This window comes from Sporosarcina sp. GW1-11, from assembly GCF_033088395.1.
Classification (GTDB): domain Bacteria; phylum Bacillota; class Bacilli; order Bacillales_A; family Planococcaceae; genus Sporosarcina.
In genome coordinates this window covers 390,586-411,951 of the sequence record NZ_JAPMIW010000001.1, presented here as the reverse complement: position 1 = coordinate 411,951, position 21,366 = coordinate 390,586, and the positions used below count along the sequence as shown (strand labels likewise).

The 21,366-nt window shown below is 39.7% G+C and carries 21 protein-coding genes; 10 read left to right on the top strand and 11 right to left on the bottom strand.

The window, feature by feature from the left end:
- Positions 1–51: 51 nt before the first annotated feature.
- Both ORD22_RS02015 and ORD22_RS02010 read right to left on the bottom strand, forming a co-directional pair.
- Positions 52–507 (bottom strand): hypothetical protein, encoded by a 456-nt coding sequence (locus ORD22_RS02015; RefSeq protein WP_317644170.1) that lies wholly within the window; start codon positions 505–507, stop codon positions 52–54.
- Positions 508–511: 4 nt separating this feature from the next.
- Entirely contained in the window at positions 512–2,104 is a 1,593-nt protein-coding gene (locus ORD22_RS02010; protein ID WP_317644169.1) for a SulP family inorganic anion transporter, read from the bottom strand.
- Positions 2,105–2,359: 255 nt separating this feature from the next.
- On the opposite strand from ORD22_RS02010, the gene ORD22_RS02005 reads away from it, so the two are divergent.
- Complete coding sequence (locus tag ORD22_RS02005) at positions 2,360–3,097, top strand: SDR family NAD(P)-dependent oxidoreductase (RefSeq protein ID WP_317644167.1); 738 nt, start codon at positions 2,360–2,362, stop codon at positions 3,095–3,097.
- A 57-nt stretch (positions 3,098–3,154) separates the two neighbouring features.
- Here the strand turns inward: ORD22_RS02005 and ORD22_RS02000 are convergent, their stop codons facing one another.
- The gene (locus tag ORD22_RS02000; RefSeq protein WP_317644166.1) at positions 3,155–3,847 is read right to left on the bottom strand and encodes a C40 family peptidase; all 693 of its coding nucleotides are present in this window, start codon (positions 3,845–3,847) and stop codon (positions 3,155–3,157) included.
- Positions 3,848–4,114: 267 nt separating this feature from the next.
- Here ORD22_RS02000 and ORD22_RS01995 point away from each other — a divergent pair, with 267 nt between their 5' ends.
- Positions 4,115–6,010 carry a sensor domain-containing phosphodiesterase gene (locus ORD22_RS01995; protein ID WP_317644165.1) on the top strand — a complete coding sequence of 632 codons (1,896 nt, stop codon included), beginning with the start codon at positions 4,115–4,117 and terminating at the stop codon, positions 6,008–6,010.
- A 56-nt stretch (positions 6,011–6,066) separates the two neighbouring features.
- Here the strand turns inward: ORD22_RS01995 and ORD22_RS01990 are convergent, their stop codons facing one another.
- The 3 genes from ORD22_RS01990 to ORD22_RS01980 are packed head-to-tail and all read right to left on the bottom strand — an operon-like array spanning position 6,067 to position 8,390.
- Positions 6,067–7,719, bottom strand: coding sequence for a b(o/a)3-type cytochrome-c oxidase subunit 1 (locus tag ORD22_RS01990; RefSeq protein ID WP_317644164.1), 1,653 nt, complete (start codon positions 7,717–7,719; stop codon positions 6,067–6,069).
- Positions 7,720–7,722: 3 nt separating this feature from the next.
- On the bottom strand, positions 7,723–8,223 hold the full coding sequence (locus tag ORD22_RS01985) for a cytochrome c oxidase subunit II (protein WP_317644163.1): 501 nt from the start codon (positions 8,221–8,223) through the stop codon (positions 7,723–7,725).
- Between the two features lie 26 nt (positions 8,224–8,249).
- On the bottom strand, positions 8,250–8,390 hold the full coding sequence (locus tag ORD22_RS01980; protein ID WP_317644162.1) for a cytochrome c oxidase subunit 2A: 141 nt from the start codon (positions 8,388–8,390) through the stop codon (positions 8,250–8,252).
- 348 nt (positions 8,391–8,738) lie between these two features.
- On the opposite strand from ORD22_RS01980, the gene ORD22_RS01975 reads away from it, so the two are divergent.
- The 3 genes from ORD22_RS01975 to ORD22_RS01965 all read left to right on the top strand — a co-directional run bounded on the left by ORD22_RS01975 (position 8,739) and on the right by ORD22_RS01965 (position 10,806).
- The gene (locus tag ORD22_RS01975) at positions 8,739–9,443 is read left to right on the top strand and encodes a glucosamine-6-phosphate deaminase (RefSeq protein ID WP_317644161.1); all 705 of its coding nucleotides are present in this window, start codon (positions 8,739–8,741) and stop codon (positions 9,441–9,443) included.
- 209 nt (positions 9,444–9,652) lie between these two features.
- Positions 9,653–10,114: a C40 family peptidase gene (locus tag ORD22_RS01970; RefSeq protein ID WP_317644159.1), complete on the top strand. Its 462-nt coding sequence runs from the start codon at positions 9,653–9,655 to the stop codon at positions 10,112–10,114.
- An 83-nt stretch (positions 10,115–10,197) separates the two neighbouring features.
- Positions 10,198–10,806: a hypothetical protein gene (locus ORD22_RS01965; RefSeq protein WP_317644158.1), complete on the top strand. Its 609-nt coding sequence runs from the start codon at positions 10,198–10,200 to the stop codon at positions 10,804–10,806.
- On the opposite strand, the gene ORD22_RS01960 is transcribed toward ORD22_RS01965, so the two are convergent.
- Together ORD22_RS01960 and secA2 are read right to left on the bottom strand one after the other, a co-directional pair.
- Positions 10,795–11,703, bottom strand: coding sequence for an accessory Sec system S-layer assembly protein (locus tag ORD22_RS01960; protein ID WP_317644157.1), 909 nt, complete (start codon positions 11,701–11,703; stop codon positions 10,795–10,797). The two genes, ORD22_RS01965 and ORD22_RS01960, sit on opposite strands and share 12 nt — an antisense overlap.
- Positions 11,700–14,069 carry an accessory Sec system translocase SecA2 gene (gene secA2 / locus ORD22_RS01955; protein ID WP_317644156.1) on the bottom strand — a complete coding sequence of 790 codons (2,370 nt, stop codon included), beginning with the start codon at positions 14,067–14,069 and terminating at the stop codon, positions 11,700–11,702. Before secA2 ends, ORD22_RS01960 begins: the two co-directional genes overlap by 4 nt.
- 291 nt (positions 14,070–14,360) lie before the next feature.
- On the opposite strand from secA2, the gene ORD22_RS01950 reads away from it, so the two are divergent.
- The gene (locus ORD22_RS01950) at positions 14,361–15,404 is read left to right on the top strand and encodes a glycosyltransferase family 4 protein (protein ID WP_317644155.1); all 1,044 of its coding nucleotides are present in this window, start codon (positions 14,361–14,363) and stop codon (positions 15,402–15,404) included.
- A 331-nt stretch (positions 15,405–15,735) separates the two neighbouring features.
- On the opposite strand, the gene ORD22_RS01945 is transcribed toward ORD22_RS01950, so the two are convergent.
- Entirely contained in the window at positions 15,736–16,767 is a 1,032-nt protein-coding gene (locus ORD22_RS01945) for an LCP family protein (RefSeq protein ID WP_317644154.1), read from the bottom strand.
- 190 nt (positions 16,768–16,957) lie between these two features.
- Complete coding sequence (locus ORD22_RS01940; RefSeq protein WP_317644153.1) at positions 16,958–17,590, bottom strand: YigZ family protein; 633 nt, start codon at positions 17,588–17,590, stop codon at positions 16,958–16,960.
- Between the two features lie 151 nt (positions 17,591–17,741).
- Between ORD22_RS01940 and ORD22_RS01935 the strand changes: the two genes are divergently transcribed.
- From ORD22_RS01935 to ORD22_RS01920, 4 genes are all read left to right on the top strand, one after another.
- Positions 17,742–18,890, top strand: coding sequence for a sensor histidine kinase (locus tag ORD22_RS01935; RefSeq protein ID WP_317644152.1), 1,149 nt, complete (start codon positions 17,742–17,744; stop codon positions 18,888–18,890).
- Positions 18,891–18,918: 28 nt separating this feature from the next.
- The gene (locus tag ORD22_RS01930; RefSeq protein WP_317644151.1) at positions 18,919–19,599 is read left to right on the top strand and encodes a response regulator; all 681 of its coding nucleotides are present in this window, start codon (positions 18,919–18,921) and stop codon (positions 19,597–19,599) included.
- Between the two features lie 56 nt (positions 19,600–19,655).
- The gene (locus ORD22_RS01925; RefSeq protein WP_317644150.1) at positions 19,656–20,237 is read left to right on the top strand and encodes a nuclear transport factor 2 family protein; all 582 of its coding nucleotides are present in this window, start codon (positions 19,656–19,658) and stop codon (positions 20,235–20,237) included.
- A gap of 143 nt (positions 20,238–20,380) precedes the next feature.
- Positions 20,381–20,758, top strand: a complete 378-nt coding sequence (locus ORD22_RS01920; RefSeq protein WP_317644149.1) for a YhjD family protein — start codon at positions 20,381–20,383, stop codon at positions 20,756–20,758.
- On the opposite strand, the gene ORD22_RS01915 is transcribed toward ORD22_RS01920, so the two are convergent.
- Entirely contained in the window at positions 20,721–21,257 is a 537-nt protein-coding gene (locus ORD22_RS01915; protein WP_317644148.1) for a competence protein ComK, read from the bottom strand. The two genes, ORD22_RS01920 and ORD22_RS01915, sit on opposite strands and share 38 nt — an antisense overlap.
- Between the last annotated feature and the right edge of the window lie 109 nt (positions 21,258–21,366).

The window sequence follows — 21,366 nt, the reverse complement described above, 5'->3', positions numbered from 1 at the left end:
GCTTCCTCTACATGATAGGGGAGGCTCTTTGTGTTTAAATGAAAATAAATCTTATTGCGTCACGCTCATAGAATAGGTTCCCGCGCTCATAGCCTCCGCGGCCACGCTCATAGAATAGGATCCCGCGCTCATAGCCTCCGTGGCCACGCTCATAGAATAGGATCCCGCGCTCATAGCCTCCGCGGCCACGTTCATAGAATAGGTTCCCGCGCTCATAGCTAACGCCGCAGCGCTCATAGAATAGGTTCCCACGCTCATAGCCTCCGCGGCCACGCTCATAGAATAGGATCCCGCGCTCATAGCCTCCGCGGCCACGCTCATAGAATAGGATCCCGCGCTCATAGCCTCCGCGGCCACGTTCATAGAATAGGTTCCCGCGCTCATAGCTAACGCCGCAGCGCTCATAGAATAGGATCCCGCGCTCATAGCCTCCGCGGCCACGTTCATAGAATAGGTTCCCGCGCTCATAGCTAACGCCGCAGCGCTCATAGAAAACACCCACGCCAACCTTTTACAACATAAAGAAGTTGTCTTTCCCAATTTTCTCGTACAGTCCACTCCTTTTGAATAAGCTCATCTTATCTGAAGGGACTTTCTTGAAAATCAGTCGCTTATTTTTTCGCTGTGCTTCGTCAAGTAATGCAGAAAGGGCAGCCTCGCCTGTAGCGTCAAGGGCGGTCAAATTCTTCAAATCTAAAATGATAGTAGATTGTTTGACGTTTAATAACTCATAATAGCGATTTTCGAAATTCTTAGCTGTTCCAAAAAATAAGGGACCAGACACTTTATATTTAATTAGTTCCTTCCCTGTACTATCCGCTAACTTGAAAATTTCGACTTCCGTTAGCTTGCTTTCTTTAATCTCAAGCGAACCACTCATCTTACGTAAGAATGACAAAGCTGCAAGTAAAATACCGACTTCTACTGCAATCGTTAAATTCAAGAAAATCGTTAAAAGAAATGTAGTCAATAGTACGAGTGAATCACTGGAACGTAAAGATAGGATCTGCACAAATGCTTTTCTAGAACTCATATTCCAAGCGACGTACATTAAAATAGGTGCCATCGCAGCTAATGGAATATAGGATGCATAAGGTGCGAAAAGGAGCAAAAAGGCTAAGACGAATAAACTTTGGATGACACCTGAAATCGGGCTCACCGCACCAGAGCCGATATTAGTGGCGGTACGTGCGATAGCTCCGGTTGCTGGAATTCCTCCGAACAGAGGAGTGATGATATTTGCAATACCTTGCCCCATTAGCTCCTTTTTCGAATCGTGCTTAGGGACATCGCTTTTCATGCCATCAGCAACGACAGCAGAAAGTAAAGACTCAATCGCTCCTAATGCCGCAATGATGAGAGCGGGTTGCCATAAAGTAACTAGTTTCGAAAGTGTGATATCAGGGAAATGGAAACTAGGCAGATGTTGTGGGATACCGCCGAACGCAGTCCCGATCGTCTCTACTTTACCCGGAAAAAATAAAATTGAACAAAGGGTAGGGATTAATAAAGCGACAAGAAGTAATGGGATTTTTGGAGCAATCTTCGGTAGTATGAAGATAACAGCCAAACCGATAACAGCTGTCATAATGCTAAATGTATTGACTGTATGGAAATTACGGACAATCTCAATCATACTTTCATGGAAAAACTCTTTCTTTTCTACACCAGTCAAACCAAAGAAATTTTGGAACTGTCCCGTGAAAATAATAATGGCGATACCTGCCGTAAATCCAATGGTTACTGAACGAGGAACAAAGTGGATTAAATTGCTGACACCAAGAAGTCCCATAATGACTAGGAATACACCCGCCAAAAATCCTGCAATTAATAAATCCTCATAACCATATTGCAGCACGATGGCGAGTAAGATCGGAATAAATGCGCCCGTGGGACCGGCAATTTGGAACCGTGATCCACCGAGTAGGGCGACTAGTAGCCCTGCGATGATCGTAGTGTATAACCCATATTCTGGTTTTACACCAGAAGCAATTGCAAAAGCCATCCCAAGTGGAATGGCTACAATTCCAACAGTAATCCCTGCGATCAAATCCCGCCGGAAACCTGCTGCATTATAATGAAGATAGCGTTGATCTTTGAACATAGCTGTTCACTTCTTCCATCTATAGTATATTTCTAACAATTATAATTATATCTTACATTCTGCAATTATACAAGGTGTGTATAATTATAGAACTCGGAAAATGGCGAGTAGGTGGTAGAGGAGATGGGTGAAGTTTCTGGAGTGATCTTACAAAGCGTAACTGAAAAAAGTGCATTACAGGCGATTGTGAAAATTGAATTCAAATTACTTTAGTGTTAAAGTATATAGTAGTTATGACAAAAGGAGAGATGAATCGTGAGCAGATTACAAGACAAAGTGGCATTCATTACAGGCGGAGCATCGGGTATGGGTGAAATGATGGTTAAGCAATTCGTAGCAGAAGGTGCTAAAGTCATCGCAGCAGATATTAACGAAGCAGCTCTAAAAGAAAAATGGGGCGGGCAAGAACAAATCTTAACAGTCAAACTGAATGTAACGGAAGATGATGAATGGGAAGTGGCGATGAAACAAGCGGTCGATCACTTTGGTAAGCTAGACATCTTGGTAAACAATGCTGGTATCTCTACTGAAAAAGGAATCGATCAAATCACAATTGAAGATTGGCGCAGACTATCTGACATTAATAGCTTCGGCACATTTTTAGGCATGAAGCATGCAGCACGTTATATGTCAGAAGTGAAAAAAGGAGCGATCGTTAATATCTCTTCCTATACAGCGCTTATCGGAATGGGCTTAAACCCGTACTCAGCTTCTAAAGGTGCAGTTCGTGCAATCTCTAAAGCAGCTGCAGCTGAATACGGTAAAGACGGCATTCGTGTGAATACAGTATTCCCAGGAGTTATCGAAACACCGATGACTCAGAACTTGGAAGAATCGAAAGAAATGCTTGGTATGCTTATTAAAATGACACCACTAGAGCGTCTAGGGCAGCCTGAGGATGTAGGGAATGCTGTATTGTTCCTAGCGTCCGACGAAGCTTCATATATTACAGGTGCAGAGCTTGTAATCGACGGTGGTTTTTCGGCTAGATAATGAATTGAATGTAAAAGGATGTCGCGTAAGTCATGATGACTTGCGCGACATCCTTTTTTAATTTATGTCTTTAAAACGTTTGTATCCCATAAAACGTAAATTCCAGTAAGATGAATCAAGGGAAGCAACAGCAATCCCCTTATCTCCAGCGTGAATGAACTTATTGTCACCTAAGTAAATCCCGATATGAGAAATACCAGGTCGGTATGTATTTTGGAAGAATAATAAATCGCCTACTACTGGATCAGTTACAAATACTGAACGATTAAAGAATCCAATTGTATCCAGTCGTGGAACTTTGACTCCTGCCTTATTGTAGACGTAGTAGATGAATCCGCTACAATCAAATCCTGCTGGAGTCACGCCTGCCCATACGTAGGGAATGCCTTGCAGTGGCATAGCTGTATCAATTACTTTATTCATCAACTCGCTATTATTTATAACGGTGTTTTGTATAGCTGGTCTAGCTGTTGGAAGATTTAAATCTAGCAATGAATTAATAGAAGAAACAGTTTTGGGTATAGTTACTTTATTTTCAACTATCAACTTTTGATTTGCTCTAATCGAATTAGAAGTAAGTGAATTTAAGCGCTTAAGTTCGTCTACTGTAATTTTATGTTGAGTTGCAATTCTATACAATGTATCACCAGTTTGTACAGTATAAGTTTTTGATGATGCGCTGACACTTCCAACTGAAATACTTGATGCAAGCATCAGGGAGGCGATTGCGGCGAGAGCGGTTTTCTTCATTCAAGTGATCTCCTTTTATTGAAGTGGCATTGGGTATTCTACCTAGAATATCATGTAAATCGATCGTTAAACCTAGTATACATTATGATTATTTAAATTAAAATGACCTAAAGAACTAAAGAGGGAAATGATAGTTGGCCTTATGACCTATTTCGAGATATTCCAGTAATGACTGCTAATATTGTCGAGTATTGATATAATGAACTATACACTATGTCATTCAGTTTGAATAGACTGAAATTTTAAATAATAAAAGGTGGTGTTTACTTGCAAGAATATATTCGTACAATTGAGACCCTTAGAAAAATCGATAGGATACGTGAGCAACAAGAGATCGTTTTCGAAAAGGCTAAATATTTGGCAGTGAATTCTGCTACGATTAAAAATTTGCTAGAGAATCTATGTTATGAAGTCTCAAATATTATGAAATGCGAGCGTGTCAGTATTTGGCTTTTTAATGAAGAGCGAACTATACTTCGTTCGCAAAATACGTATGACGATGAGACGAAAGAACATACAGTTGATAGTGATATAAGTGACAAGATGTATGCAACCTATTTTGAAGCAATTCAAAGTCAACGTACCTTAGCAGTTGTAGATATAGCAAGTGATCCAGCAACAAAAGAAATTGCTGAAAAGTTCTTTAGTAATTCGAAACGATACCATTCGCTTCTAGATGCGTGTATTATATTAAATTCAGGAATCGGCGGTGTGCTCTGTTGCGAATCAGTTGATCGACGTCAATGGAACTCATTTGATCGGATGATTGTTGCTGCCATTGCGGATATGCTATCGTTTTTATTTGACCGTTTGAGTCGGCTTACGTTCGAAGAAAATCTGTACCGTCTAGCTTTTATAGATGAACTTACAGGAATGAAAAACTATAATGCTTTTCTTACACAAGTAGAATCTGCCCTGTCCATAGTCGAAGAAGGGTATGAAGGGATATTCGTCTACATGAATATCGATCAGTTTATCGAAATTCATAGTGTATTAGGACCTGAAATAGCAGATGAAATCATTAAAGTTGTCTCTGAGAGATTTCAGTTAACGTTTGAGAAACCTTATTACGCTGCTAGAATTGCGTTCGATCATTTTGTTATTTTTTTACCTCATGACGAAGGTGGAAGAGGTTTTAAGAACAAAATGGATAAGTTATTTAAGAAACTAAATGAGCCAATATTTGTCGCCAATCAGGAAGTGTGTTTAACGTATAGTTACGGACTAGCATACTACCCTAAAGATGCACAAACTCCGCTTAAAGGTGTACAAGTTGCTCGCTTTGCGTTAGAAGCGAGTAAGAGTTTATCTTCTAGAAAGGGCATCGGTATTTATGATGAAGATGTGCATAACTCTATGAAGCAATCGATGAGGTCTGAGATGAACTTACGCAAAGCTTTGGATCGGAATGAGTTCAGATTATTTTATCAGCCACAAGTACACTGTGATACCGGCGAAGTAATTGGCTTTGAAGCATTGATTCGTTGGCAACATCCAGAACGAGGCTTGATCTATCCTAATGAGTTTATTGAACTGGCAGAGTCGACAGGCTTTATTATTTCAATTGGTGAATGGGTCATTGTTCAAGCACTTGAACAATTGAAGAGATTCAAAGAGCTAGGTAAAGATGAACTAACAATTTCTGTGAATTTATCACCTAGACATTTCTTGCAAAAAAACTTACCGCTATATTTACAAAAATGTCTTGAAAACATCCAAGTAGATCCTAAGAATTTACTGTTGGAAATTACCGAAAGTGTAGCGCTTGAAAGACATGAAGTGGTAAAAAAACGCATTGAAACACTTTCTGAAAAAGGATTCACTATTTCGATAGATGATTTCGGAACAGGGTATTCTGCATTTATCTATCTACAGTCATTTCCAATCACACAATTAAAAATCGATATGGCATTCATCAAACAGATTGAATATGACGATAAAAGTCGGGCGATTGTACTAGCGATTATTCAATTAGGTAAAATGTTAAATATCCGCACTGTCGCTGAAGGTGTTGAGACAAAAGAGCAATGGGATATTCTGAAGGGAACAGGATGCAATGAACTGCAAGGTTTTTATTTTTCTAAACCCCTTGCAGAAGACGAGCTAAATGAAATGCTGGATCATTTCAAAGGTCGTAGCTCTATGCTTTTACCTATCGAATGATTTATAAAAGAACCTTGAATTTCCAATGATGATTGGAATCAAGGTTCTTTCATTTATTAAGAACGTCCAATTGGCCAGTCGAACGGAATAGAGCCAGGAGGAGAGTGTTTGATAATATCAATCATTGGAATTGTATAGGCAAATAAGATTAATGCGATGGTAATACCAACCCATAGATACCAGTTTTCCAAGATTTTCGGAGTCTTCTCTGCATCCATCTCTTCTTCAGCAATTGGATATTCCTCATATCCACGGGGGGCAAAAAATACTAATTGAATGAAGATATAGAACATCAAGAGAATACCGATGAATAGAATCGTGCCGCCGATTGCTTGTGTAATTTGGTAGTTAATCCAAGTAGCTACTTGTTCTCCGCCGGCATATTCCGAGAAGTTGGAACGACGAGGTCCTCCAAGTAAGCCTTGAATATGCATAGACGTTGACATAATTGCCATACCAATTGTCCAGATGAATGTTTGGATAATGCCCAACTTATTCAATCTAGGAGTTAAGCGGCGACCCGTCAAATGCGGTAGCAACCAATAAGCGATACCGAAATACGTTAAAATAACCGTTGTAGCAATCGTTAAGTGGAAGTGCCCTGTAATCCAAATCGTATTGTGTACAAGGGAGTTCACTTGGTGAGAAGCGTTAATAATACCGCCAGCTCCACCTGGAATGAACGCCACCATACCGATGAACGGTGCTAAGAAACGAACATCTTTCCAAGGAAGGTTTTTAAACCATCCAAATAAGGATGTATATCCTTTATTTCGTCCTGTAATTTCAAATGTAGCGAATAGAGAGAATGCAGTCATTAATGAAGGAATGACGACCATGAAAGTCAAAACGACTTGAATAAACTTCCATGTAGGGTCAATCCCAGGTTCAGTCAATTGGTGGTGGAACCCAACTGGGATAGAAAACATCAATAACAAGATAAATGATAAACGTGCCAATGAATCACTGAAAAGCTTTCCGCCAATTATTTTTGGAATGATTACATACCAAGCCATATAAGCAGGTAGTAACCAGAAATAGACAAGTGGGTGACCGAAGTACCAGAAGAGTGTACGTGTTAACAATACATTGACTGTGGCGACGTAACCTAGTGACCAAGGTAATATTAATACTACAACTGAATATGCTACACCTAATGAAGCAACGACCCACATGATCATATTAATAACAACCATGAATGCGAGTAATGGTGACTTTTCTCCTTTATGTGCTTTCTTCCAGACGTATAATTGACGGAAATTGACGAAAGCTGCAATCCAGCTACCTATAATAACAAGTGCTAATCCGATGTAGAAAATAGGATGCGCGCGGAGAGGTGTATAGAATGTATATAATACAGAAGCTTCTCCGGTTAAGATCATCCAAGCAGCTAATACTGTACCAACGAGCATGACCCAGAAAGAAATCCATCCCCATAGCATTTGCTTATCAGAGATGCCGACGGTTTTCCCCATAAGTGTAAATTGGAAGCCGACGATGAAAAATGTAGTTAAAACAAGCCCGAGTAGTACACCGTGTGTTGTTAAAATCGTATAGTAATCAATATTAAACGGTAAAGTATACGTACCTGAACGAACGAGTGTCTGTAGAAGTCCCATTAACCCCCCGACTAGTAGCGAGATAAATGTGACATACATGAAGGACAGATACAGTCTAGATTCTTTTTTTGTAAAATTAAATAGTTCCATTAATTAATACACCTCCACTGTGCCGAACATTAAGTGATGACCGATACCGCAATATTCGTTACAGACTACCGTGAATTCACCCGTGTTCTTCATGACGGCTTCGAAGCGACTAATATGTCCCGGTTCTACCATCATATTGACGTTTGTTCCTGCCACTTGGAATCCATGGACTACGTCTTTACTCGTGATTTGGAAAAGAACTGTGGAACCTTTAGGGATACGGATCGTCTTAGTAGCGGTTCCGTCTTGTTCTTTACCAAAGTCATAATTAAATGCAGATGCGACCATATTGACAACGTATTTTCCGTCAGCTACTTCTGTAAGTCCAAGATTTTCAGGTTGGAATGATTCGTTTGCTTCCACGTTTTGTGGGTCAATCGTTTCGATATGACTTTGTGGATGTGTTCCTTTCCAGAATGCCGCAAAGCCGATAATTAATAAGAATAGGACTAAGGATCCTAATCCGAATGCAAGCCAAACTTTTTCATATTTATGCAAATGCATGATTTTTCCTCCTTAACTGCTGATGATTATCTAGATAAGAACAAACCGTAAACGCCAAACCAAAATACAAGAATGATGATACCTAAAATCATTACCATAATTAGCGTGCCTTTTAAATTCACATCTTCCTTCGTCTGTTTTGTAGAAGAGATCTCTTTTTTGCTCATTGTGGTCACCTCCTCGTTGCGGAATAAGCCTTACGTTTATCATATTGTTAGCCGTGAAAAAAATAAGTAGGGGAATTCCCTATGAATTTGTAAGAGAGTGAAAAGTTCACAATATGTTCAACCACTTAACATAGGATTGACATAAACAAAAACCCTTTTTATGTATAGGTTAAGTGGTAAAGGACTAGTTAGATGAAAAAAACACTAGGCCTTTAGTTCCTTATATAAAATTTATAAGTAAACTAACATTTATTAGATAATCTGAAAAAAATTACTCAAATCTTGACCAACTGTATATTTGAAATTACAATATATAAGGTAAAACTTAGGAAAGCCGGTGTGTAGTAGATGGAAAACGTAAAGTGGATCACAGTTACAAGTCCTGAAGAGGGCGCGAAAGAAGTGTTTAAGGTAATTGAGGATGAGTTGCAAAATGACAGACTGCATGTACTTGGACTGGCAACAGGCAGCACGATGATCCCAGTTTACCAAGAATGGATTCATTCAAATCTGGACTTTTCAGAAGTTACAGCGTTTAACTTAGATGAGTATGTTGGTTTAGACGCTAATAATCCAAATAGCTATGCATATTTCATGCGCCATCATTTATTCAGCAAGAAGCCATTCAAGGAGACATATATTCCGAATGGTATGGCGGAAGATTTGGATAAAGAGTGTATGGAATACGAACAACAGTTAAATTCTCACCCGCTCGATATTCAGCTATTAGGAGTAGGAGAGAATGGTCATATAGCATTCAACGAACCGGGTACTCCATTTGACTCTGTTACACATGTTGCGACGCTTACCGATTCGACACTAGGCGTAAATTGCCAGTACTTCGAAAATGATGATAAAATTCCTTCTATCGCGTTAACGATGGGGATCTCTTCTATTAATAAAGCTAAGAAATTAATCATGGTAGCGTTTGGTGAGAAAAAACGTGAGGCTATGGAAAAGCTTAAATCAGGTAAAGTCACTCCAGAATGGCCAATTACTAAATTATTGCTTCATAAAGATGTACTTGTTATTACAGATTTACAGATTGACTAATAGAACAGGTAAAACAAGTGATAATACTATTTATCGCTTGTTTTTTTTGCGTGGAGGAAAGAATAATTACGATGTGTAATAAAACGACATAATTCGACATATAGCTGTTACACAACTGTAATATAAGAACGTTTTAAACATGATAAAGTATTATCAATATTAAGACATAGAATATAACTAAAAAATACTTAGGGATAGTGGAGGGACATATGAATCTAGTAAAGAAAATAATTTCTGTAGTTGCAATGTCGATTTTATTACTCGTTGCTCCTTTCGCAGAGCAAGCAGAAGCCTCAACTAAAGCTACAAAAATTTCTAAAACAGCAACTAGTTTAACGGGTATCAAATATCGTTATGGTGGCACGACAAGAGCGGGTTTTGACTGCTCAGGCTATGTAGGTTATGTATTTAAACAAAATGGTTTAAAAGTGGCACGTACTTCACGTGCAATGTACGCTTCAGGTCGTGCTGTTAAGAAGTCTAACTTGCGCTCGGGCGATCTCGTATTCTTCAACACAACTGGTCGCGGCGTTTCACATGTTGGGATTTACATAGGCAACGGAAAGTTTGCACATGCTTCCACTACTAAAGGTGTGCGAGTGGATCGTATAAATGATCCTCATTACTGGGCAAAGCGCTACGTTGGAGCTAAGCGCGTTGCTGGTGTATAAAAGCCGAATAAAGTATACGATAAAAGACATCACTGGACGTTAGTAAGACTAACATTCTGTGATGTCTTTTTTTATATACAGGAATGAACAGTAGTTTCTTGCGTGGGGACGGTGGAAATAAAAGCGAAGCCGCGCTCATAGAAAGCGAAGCCGCGCTCATAGAAAGTGAAACCGCGCTCATAGAAAGCGAAGCCGCGCTCATAGAAAGCGAAGCCGCGCTCATAGAAAGTGAAACCGCGCTCATAGAAAGCGAAGCCGCGCTCATAGAAAGCGAAGCCGCGCTCATAGAAAGCGAAGCCGCGCTCATAGAAAGCGAAGTCGCGCTCATAGAAAGTGAAGTCGCGCTCATAGAAAGCGAAGTCGCGCTCATAGAAAGTGAAGTCGCGCTCATAGAAAGTGAAACCGCGCTCATAGAAAGCGAAGCCGCGCTCATAGAAAGCGAAGCCGCGCTCATAGAAAGTGAAACCGCGCTCATAGAAAGCGAAGCCGCGCTCATAGAAAGCGAAGTCGCGCTCATAGAAAGTGAAGCCGCGCTCATAGAAAGTGAAGCCGCGCTCATAGAAAGCGAAGCCGCGCTCATAGAAAGCGAAGTCGCGCTCATAGAAAGTAGTGTCGAGCTCATAGAACCTGCCCTCTCCGCGCTAAAAACCCGCCACGATCAAAGTCGTGGCGGGTTTGAATTAGTTTGTTGAATCCTGTGGAACGCGAATCGTCCAGCGTGAGAAATCTGGTTGTTCTTTTAGGATTAATTCCTTCGGATAAATGAATGTCCAAGGCATTGTGCTATTTGCTTTCACTGAAAGTGGGGGATTTAGATCAAAAGTGCCCTGTGCGACTTTTTCTCCAGTTGCATCAAGTAATTCAAGTGGTAACTTCTCGATATTGATTTGCTTTGAGTGACCGTTACGTACAAAAACGGAAGCTGAGATGTTTCCGTCTTCTTGTGTTTGTATTTGGAAACCAACGATATTTACTTCGCGTGGCTTTAATTTCGGTAGATCGCTTACTATTTTTGCTAAAGCTTCTTTTTGCTCAGCAGGTAGTTGCTCTTCCCATGAAGGTGCAAGTTCTAGCTGGTGTGGTCTCATGGAATGAACATTGAATGCTAGTTTCCAGTTCTCCGTAGGGATTTCTGCAGCTAGTTGATCCTTCGTTTCGAAGACGAATACCCATGGACGGGCGCTCCGAGCGGGAATTTCGCCTAGTTCATTTAAATCGAACTCCGCTGAAGCGGCAGTGTTACCTTCGTCATCAAGTAGTAATAACTCAATTGGACCTACTGTGATTGCTTGGTTAAGTGAAGAGCGGAAAAATGCTTTTACTAACCAGCTACCATTAGCGGGTTCCATATCAATATCGATACCTGATAAAGAGATTTGGTTTGGTTTTAATGGATCTATTTCATTTGCAAGGAAACGAAAAACGTATTCTTGCTCTTGTGTCAGATTCCATTCTGGGTGAAGGGATAGTGCTGTTTCGATATCTTCGTCACCAGTAAGATGTTGTGCATTTTCTAAAATTTCTTCGGATCCAACGGTACTGTCTAATCCTGTTTTTTCCGTCTTTTTGAATAGATTGAAGAGTTTCATTGGGAAACCCCCTCCTGTAGTTGTGAAGTTAGTTGTTTCATGAATACGATAATTTCAGATGCGATATCGCGGCGCAGACGTTGGAAATGCTGAGCGAATAACTGCAAGCCTTCCCGCTGATAAATACGCATCGGATCTTCTTGTCCGTAAGAACGCAGTCCGATTCCTTCTTTTAGACGAGTCATTACTTCTAAATGCTTGACCCACATCGTGTCTAAGTAGCTTAGCATGACTTGTGGGAGTAGTTGGCTCACTTGTTCATTATCAGTGAATGAGTCGATAAATGCAAACAACTCTTCCAAGCCATCATCGTATTGCATCATAATATCTGCAGTGCGATCCATAGATTTTGGTAGCTCGACAGGAGTCAACAATAAGGCGTTCATCGTACGTTCGATTCGGTCGAAATCCCAGTTATCCGGAATCTCATTATCTGGACAGCTATCTAGTACAACAAATTCTACTGTTTCTGAAAGCATCGTCTTTAACTTTCCGAAAATATCATTACCTTCTAGTACCCGATTACGCAATGAATAGATAACTTCTCGCTGATCATTGATGACGTCATCTAGTTTTAAATTATACTCGCGCATAGAGAAGTGTGCACCTTCAACAATTCGTTGCGTGCGTTCCGTCAGTTCATGTACTTCAGAATTCAATACTTTTCCATTTTCATCGGTACGAACTTTTGTGAGGAATTTTTCTAGTTCTTCAGGAGAAAAACGGATATACATCTCGTCTTCCAATGAAAGATAGAATTGACTTTCTCCGTGGTCGCCTTGTCGACCTGAACGACCGCGTAATTGATTGTCTATTCGACGGCTTTCGTGCTTTTCAGTACCTAATACGAACAGTCCGCCATTTTCTTCGACGCCTTCACCGAGTACGATATCGGTTCCGCGACCTGCCATGTTAGTTGCGACAGTAATATGTCCAGGTTGTCCTGCTTGTGAAATTAAGTCTACTTCTTGCTCCACGCTTTTGGCGTTTAGTAAGTGGAAGCGAAGTCCTTCTTCACGCAAGTGTTTAGCTACTGCTTCAGATTGTAAAATAGACGTTGTTCCTACTAAAACAGGTTGTCCATTTGCGTGGCGTGCTGCAACTTCTTTCGCTACTGCTTTGTATTTATCTTCGGTCGTTTTAAAGACGAAATCTGCCGCGTCAATACGTGCGCGCGGACGGTTCGTTGGGATTTGAATGACTTCCATATTATAAACTTCGCGGAATTCCTTTTCTTGCGTTTTGGCAGTACCCGTCATACCACAAAGTTTTGGGTACATACGGAAGTAGTTTTGAATTGTAATTTGCGCTTGAGCTTTATTTTCATCTGTAATCGGCACACCTTCTTTAGCTTCGATTGCTTGGTGCAAACCGTCCGATAACGTTCTACCTTCCATGATTCGTCCGGTGAACATATCGACAAGTTCGATCTTATCTTCTCGCACGATATAATCGACATCCCGTTTAAAGATAACGAATGCTCGAACGGCTTGGATTACATAATGGTAAAGAGTTTGGTGCTCTAAGTCATATAGATTATCGATACCGAATGCTTTCTCTACTTTTTCAATCCCTTGTTCTGTAAGAGAAGTAGCTTTCGTTGCATCGTCAAACTCGAAATCATCACCCTTTTTAAATCGTTTCGCAAGGCGAGCAGCTATAAGGTGCAAGTCAGCATCTGCTTGCATCTTACCAGCGACGATTAACGGAGTTTTCGCTTCATCAATTAAGACGCTGTCAACTTCATCTATAATCGCAAAATGATACGGTCGCTGAACTTTCTGAGAAGGATGCTGAACCATATTGTCACGTAAATAGTCAAAACCAAATTCTGTTCCAACACCGTATGTGATGTCTGATTGATAGGCCGCTTGTTTCTCAGGACCTTGCATCATCGGTACATTTAATCCGACAGTCAAACCGAGAAAACGATGAATTTGCCCAATTTGTTCATAGTCTCGCTTCGCTAAGTAATCATTAACGGTAATAACGTGTACGCCTTTACCTTCTAGTGCTCGTACATAAGAGGGGAGCGATGCAACAAGAGTTTTACCTTCACCCGTTGGCATCTCTGAAATATTACCTTCAGTTAATACTGCTCCACCGATTAACTGCACATCAAAATGGCGCATACCAAGAACGCGTTTAGAAGCTTCACGCACGACAGCGAAAGCATCTGGCAAGATATTCTCGATCGTTGCACCGTTTTGTAATTGTTCTTTGAATTGCTCGGTCATTCCCGACAAATCATCATCTGACATGGCGATATATGTAGGCTCCAGTGCATTAATCTGTTCTACGATTTTTCGATATTTACGTAGTTGGCGTTCACTAGTTCCATTTTTACGCTTAAAAAAATTCAACATAAATTAGACGCTCCTTTTCAAATCTCTAACTCAATGAGAGATTCCTATCTATTTTACCAAAAAGTCTTACAAAAGACTATCTATAGAATAAAGCATGTATTTACCATCGCGTTAAACTAAAAGTTGTAGAGTTTTTTATTAGTTAAAAGGTGGGAGTTATAGAAGTGTCAAAGTTTATACACAATCATTTGAAGGGATATAAAAAGGGAGTGTACTTAATGATGAAATCTAGTGTAATCTGTGCTATAATAGAAAGCACTATGAACTTACTGCTAATTGGGGAGGAAAGACATGTTATTCATCGCAATGTCTGTAGCTTTTATCGCTGCTATCATACTAACACCGCTTGTCATCAAGCTCGCTTATCGGATCGGTGCGGTTGACCGTCCCAATTATCGAAAAGTGCATGCGAGAATAATGCCTAGAATTGGCGGATTAGCCATTTTTGGTGCGTTTATTATTGGATATGCTATTTTATTGCCTAAAGACGAGCATGCAACTGGAATTTTAGTTGGTGCGGTAATTATCGTTCTAATTGGCTTTTTAGATGATATGTTAGAAATTACAGCGAAAGCAAAATTATCAGGTCAGCTTTTAGCTGCATTAGTCGTTGTTTTATGGGGCGGCTTACAAATTGAATTCATTAACTTACCGTTTATCGGCCAATTAGATTTCGGTTACTTAAGTATTCCAATTACGATCATTTGGATTATAGGGATTACAAATGCCATTAACTTGATCGATGGACTAGACGGTCTTGCAGCAGGTGTTTCTACAATTGCGCTGATTGCTATTACAGTAATGGCGGCATTAATGGGAGATTTCTTTGTTGCAGCTACAGCATCTATATTGGCAGCTAGTTCGCTCGGATTCTTAATCTTCAACTTCCATCCGGCGAAAATTTTTATGGGCGATACAGGTTCACTGTTCCTAGGGTTTATGATTTCCGTTCTGGCATTGCTTGGTTTTAAGAATGTCGCAGTTGTATCGTTAGTTATTCCAATTATTATGTTAGGTGTTCCGATTTCAGATACATTCTTTGCAATCGTAAGACGTGTGCGGATGAAGCAATCCATCACTGCCGCTGATAAATCACATTTACATCATTGTTTACTACGTGTAGGTTTTTCGCATAGACAAGCTGTCTTAACGATTTACGGAATCGCAATCTTGTTTGGTGCAGCAGCAGTTCTCTTCTCTCAAGCAACTGTTTGGGGAGCCTTGCTACTGATCTTCGTCATGCTCATCGTTATCGAGCTATTTGTCGAACTTATAGGTTTGGCAGGCGCGAATTATCGACCGTTATTGAATTTAGTGCGAATGATTGGAAAGTAACTATAAAAAGCTCTTATCTGCCATATGCGGATAAGAGCTTTTTCTTGTTAGATAAAAGAATTGGACAGTAGTACCGTTACGCTACGTTCCAGGCGGACGCGTTCGGGGAGGACCCGCGGTAAGCCAACCTTCGCTTCACTGGTGTATTATTCAAAGGTAGTGATGTGTTTAAGAGAGTATGGATCAGACGCTAATTCGCTTTAAAAATTATCAATATGTCTAGTATGATCTCTAATTTAAAAGAAAAAAGACTGCAGGTAAATACCAAGATTTCTGGTGTTTGTCTACAGTCTGTAAGTATTTATCTCATTCAATTGCCAAAAGCTTTTGTTTATTGTTGCGCTATTTCGGATACGGTTTGTGGTGTGTTTGATTCGGTTAAAGACGAAGAATCTGGGATCAGCCCCAGGTGTGACTTTAAGATTTGTTTCGTCTCTTCTAAGTTTCGTTCATCTAGTTTGTAGTAATAGATGCCTGTTGACATATCATCATATCCGCTAAGTGTTAGAGTATCAACTTCTGGCATGCCGCTCTTTACATATTCGATGAAAGAAAGCATTTGTTTAGAAGTCATGTCTGTCTTCATATTCTCACCTAGTGCATTGATCACATCACCGTATTTAGTAAGGGATTTAATCGAAGTGGCTTCTTTAATCATCGCTTGAAGAATCATTTGCTGACGTTTACCACGCTCGATATCGCTATCAAGTTTACGTGTTCTGGCTAAAGCGAGTGTATGGCGTCCATCTAATCGTTGAAGTCCTGGCATTAAGTGTATCGCATTATTATCATTTTCGTCTTTTTCAATACGTTCATAAGGAACTTCTACTTCTACCCCGCCTAGTGCGTCTACAACGTCGATAAATGCATTGAAATTCATCTTCAGATAATAATTGATCGGAATATCCAATAAACCTTCTACTGTTTCAATGGAAGCGGCAGTGCCGCCGAAAGCGTGCGCATGTGTAATTTTATCTTTATAATTTACTTTTGGAATATAAACATAAGAATCGCGGGGAATACTGACAAGTTTTATGCTTTTCATCCTCGGGTTCAATGTGGCTACAATCAACGCATCAGATCTACCATGTCCTTTTACTTCGTGACGTGCTTCACTTTCATCGACACCGATTAGCAGTATGGAAACCTTGTCTTTTGCTGGTTCCACATGCAACTCAGGTGGTTCACTTTGGGCCAGGGGTTCGTAGGAACGGTCTAATACTTCTACCGTTTGATTGTGCAGTTTAAATAGATAGGCAGTGACGCCTAGTGCTGCAATAAGAAAGGTGAATGTAGCTATTTTCAAGAAACGCTTAGTTTTTGACCAAGATGCCTTCTTTTTTTTATATTCTTCTCTTTTCATTTTATACCTCCAAAGTGTACGGCACGAGAAGCCGCCAATGGCGAATTAAGAAAAAATCAGCCGGGGTTTGCCGAAATAGGCAAGTATTTTTACTTCTTTCATTTCATTTTTAAAATGAAAGAAGTGCATATGAATAGTAAGTTGCACCTTTCTCCATTATAACCGTTTTTTGAACAAACGTATAGTTATATCAAATGGAAAACTCTAGAAACTCATGACATACTTCCGTAACAATAGCTTGCCCGTTCGTTAGTTCCATCATCCATTCAGTAAAAATCAATTCATCTTCTACAGGAACATATAAAAACAGCTCGACGTCCCCTTCATAGACAATCTCTTTTAATGGATAGGCAGATTGACGTACTTCATTTTCTACTTTGCCTAGCCATGTATAGTCTATGGTAACCTTTGTCAGTGCATGCAACTTTCTCTCTACAATTCCTGTTGCAGCAATTCCTTCCGAAGCGGCTTTCCCATAGGCGCGAATCAAGCCACCACCGCCCAGTTTAATGCCGCCGAAGTAACGTGTCACGACGATGACAGTGTCCTTTAGTTGTTGTTTTTTTAGAACCTCTAACATAGGAACGCCAGCTGTGCCAGACGGTTCTCCGTCATCATTGGCTTTCTGGATCTGATCGTGTTCACCGATTATATAGGCAGAGCAATTATGTGTCGCTGTATGATGTTCTTTTTTTATTTCTTGAATGAAGTCCATTGCATCTTGTTCTGTCTCAACTCGTTTGACAAATGAAAGGAAACGGGATTTTTGAATCACGAATTCACTTTCTCCATAAAGTTGTACTGTTTTATAATTCGCTCGCATTTGTCGTACCCCCTACATTTGTAATATACTTATAATACTTTTACATCATTGAGATGATATACTGTTATGTAGAAGTGTATAAGTAATTAGGCTAAACTGCAATGTTGCTCACTTCGCATAGTTTACATAGATAGGTGCGGGAGGGTGTAATTTGAACGAGAAGGCGATAGACATCCAACAGATGGAGAAGATCTTCGGTAATATGGTAAACGTGATGGATCGATCGAAAAATGACATATATTTAATTAGTGAACAAAGCCGCCAAAGTTTTGAAGAAATGCAAAAAGAATTAGTGGAAGTGAAAGAAAGCATTTCGCATGTCATAATAGAAGGCGACTATTTAGATGATATGTCACGCTACTCCAGAAAACGCTTGGCAAACGTGTCGAAGGATTTTATAAAATACAGCGAAGATGAAGTGAAGCAAGCCTATAGTGCTGCAAATGATTTGCTTGTACGCGTCTCTATCAATAAAATGGAGGAAAAGCAGTTGCGGGAGAGACGAGATGAGCTGGAACGTCGGCTTGCGATGCTTCTCACTACAATTGAAAGGGCGAATCAACTTGTAAATCAAGTAACTACTGTGATCACTTACTTAACATCTGATTTGAAAAATGTAAGTGTAGCCCTTGAAACTGCTCGTCATAAACAAGATTTTGCTATTCAAATTATTCAAGCTCAAGAAGAAGAACGAAAGCGACTGTCACGTGATATTCATGATGGACCCGCGCAAATGTTAGCCAATGTGTTGATGCGTTCTGGCTTGATCGAGAAGACATTTGTACAATATGGCCCGGACAAAGCCTTACTGGAACTGTCTAATCTAAAAGAGATGGTAAAGGGAGCGTTATCGGAAGTAAGACGTATTATTTATGATCTTCGTCCGATGGCTTTAGATGATTTAGGACTTGTTCCGACATTACGGAAGTTTTTATCAACCATTAGTGAATATGAGGCACCGCTAACCATTCATTTTCATAGCAATGGAGCTGAAAGAAGACTCAATTCCAATTTTGAAGTGGGGATCTTTCGACTTGTACAAGAGTCTGTGAATAACTGTATCAAACATGCGAAAACAGACGAAATTTGGGTCAAAATTGAATGGTTGCGTGATACCGTAAATATACTTGTAAAAGACAAAGGTTGCGGCTTTGATACAAAAGAAGTGAAGGATAAATCATTTGGTTTGATAGGCATGCGGGAACGTGTGGATTTACTTAAAGGTGAAATGAATGTGATTTCGAAAATTGGAGAAGGCACATCGATTCTTTTACGAATTCCGCTAGATGAAGAACTGTAAGTAATGTGAATATTGGGAGGAATAGAATATGGAAACAACAAAAATTTTAATTGTAGATGATCATCAGTTATTCCGAGAAGGAGTTAAACGAATTTTAGATTTTGAGGATTCGTTTAATGTAGTGGCGGAAGGTGACGATGGAAGTGAAGTACTTGAAGTGTATCGTCAGTGGGAGCCAGACGTCGTTCTAATGGATATTAATATGCCACGTATGAATGGTATCGATGCTACAGAGCAGTTGGTCAAAGAATATCCAGATGCTAAAGTTATTATGCTTTCAATTCATGATGATGAGTCATATGTGACACATGCGTTGAAGACAGGTGCACTCGGCTATATGTTGAAAGAGATGGATGCAGATGCAATTGTACAGGCTATTAAAGTAGTAGCTAATGGTGGGTCATATTTGCACCCGAAAGTGACGCATAATCTCGTGTCGGAATTCCGTCGTTTGAGTGATAGAGAACATAAAGGATCATTCCAACAAAATGATATCCGTCGACCGCTTCATTTATTGACGAAGCGTGAATGTGAAGTGTTACAGTTATTGACAGATGGCCAAAGTAACCGAACAATTGGTGAAACGCTATTCATCTCAGAAAAAACCGTGAAAAACCACGTGTCTAGTATTTTACAGAAGATGAATGTGAATGACCGTACACAAGCCGTCGTTACAGCGATCAAAAATGGTTGGGTAGAAGTTAATTAAAAAATGAAAAGGTCTTTTGAAATTGAAAGGCCTTTTTCTCTATGTGGGAGGAAATTATGAAAAAGAAAATAGCAGCCGCATCAATCGCCTTAGCTTTAGCTTTAGTTTTAGGCGCATGTAATAAATCAGAGGAAACAAATCCAAATGATGTCGATAACGGTGAAGCAACTCCTGGAAGCGGAGCGATCGATCATGGCGTGGATGACAATAAGGTAGGGTTTAGCATGTCGGGAGATCAAGTGGAAGAAGCGACAGATGTGCCGGATGACGAACGTAAGGCTATTCTGGAAGTATTTAATGAATATATCGAGACGTTTAATAATCAAGATATTGATGGCTATCTCGCGACGTTATCTAAAGAAGGCTATGACGCTGAAGAAGAACGGGCTGTTGCAGAAGAAATGTTTAAATCAACTACCATAAGACGCGAGACAGACAATGAAACTATTGTGAAATATAGTGAAAAAGAGGCGCAATTGTTCGCGACTATGAAAACAACCTTAACTGACGTGAAGAGCGGTGTAGAAAATGCTCCTGAAGGACGCCAAGTAACTGTTTTTAATAAAGAAGACGGTCAATGGAAAGTCTTTTCAATTTACTTTATCGGAGATGAAAATGTGAACGAACCTGTAAACTAATGAAAGTTCCAGCGATTATGCTGGAACTTTTTTCATGCAAGAAAATGAAAAAAGTTTACCGTACTAGTGATACTTGCTTTTTTGAACAAATAGAATTATAATCTATTTACGAACGTTTGTTCTTTTTCGAGGAGGTGACTCATATGCCTTTCCTTCCTGCGGAGGCATTACCTTATATGGAGAACTATATATACTTACCGATGCTACTAACTATTTTAGAACGGGACCGTAGTATTCTGCAAGAAGCTCCAATTAAACTGAAAAGTCCATACCTTCATTTATTGGATGAAACGATGAATGCTGTAACAATAGATCTACAAAAAACAGCGAACTATTTGCAGCGACGCAAGATGAAAGTGATTCGGCAATCGACAGATGAATTATTTACAGAGTATCTATTCCTATACAATGGCTATGAAGATACTCGTCGCTACTTGAATGTACGCTTACGAAATCGTACCGAAGAGCTGTTAAATCAATACCTTAGGAAATTGGAGAGTCAGAGTTTTTACGGTCCATAATCATATAATAGGAACTTCTTAACTCTTCTTGGGCATTGTCGAATCGTTGCGATAATATGTGGGACAGTGCCATTTGACGGTAAACAGTTGCCATCGAAGTATCCAGTGGCATATGCGTGTCATTTTTTAATACAACAGAGACACCGTCTGCACATTGATGTGTATCTTTCACTGCATGATAAGCAACCCACGAATTTTTATGTAACGTTGGTGACAGTAAAGGGAAGAATAACAGTGGTCGATTATTTAAGTGTGTTAGCATGATCGGTGGCTTCGGACGATTTTTCAAGTCATTTTTTGAACTGTTAATAATCGAATCGAAGTTTGTACGATAATGAGCACAAGAATCTTTCATAATTTCCAATGGCGTTTTTTCGACAATGAATGTCCGATTGTTTTCTACAACTTTTGTATAGAATGGATTTGAATGTTGTCCATGAAGTAATGCAAAAGTATTAAATGTAACAATATAAGAAGACAAATTTTGTTGATTTACCATATCGATCCCTCCCTAGTAATAGGACAATATACTTGTTCTATTAATTATAAAACAGAAAAAACGAAAATCAATATTAAAAATACAAAATGGTGAATATTCTATTAATTCG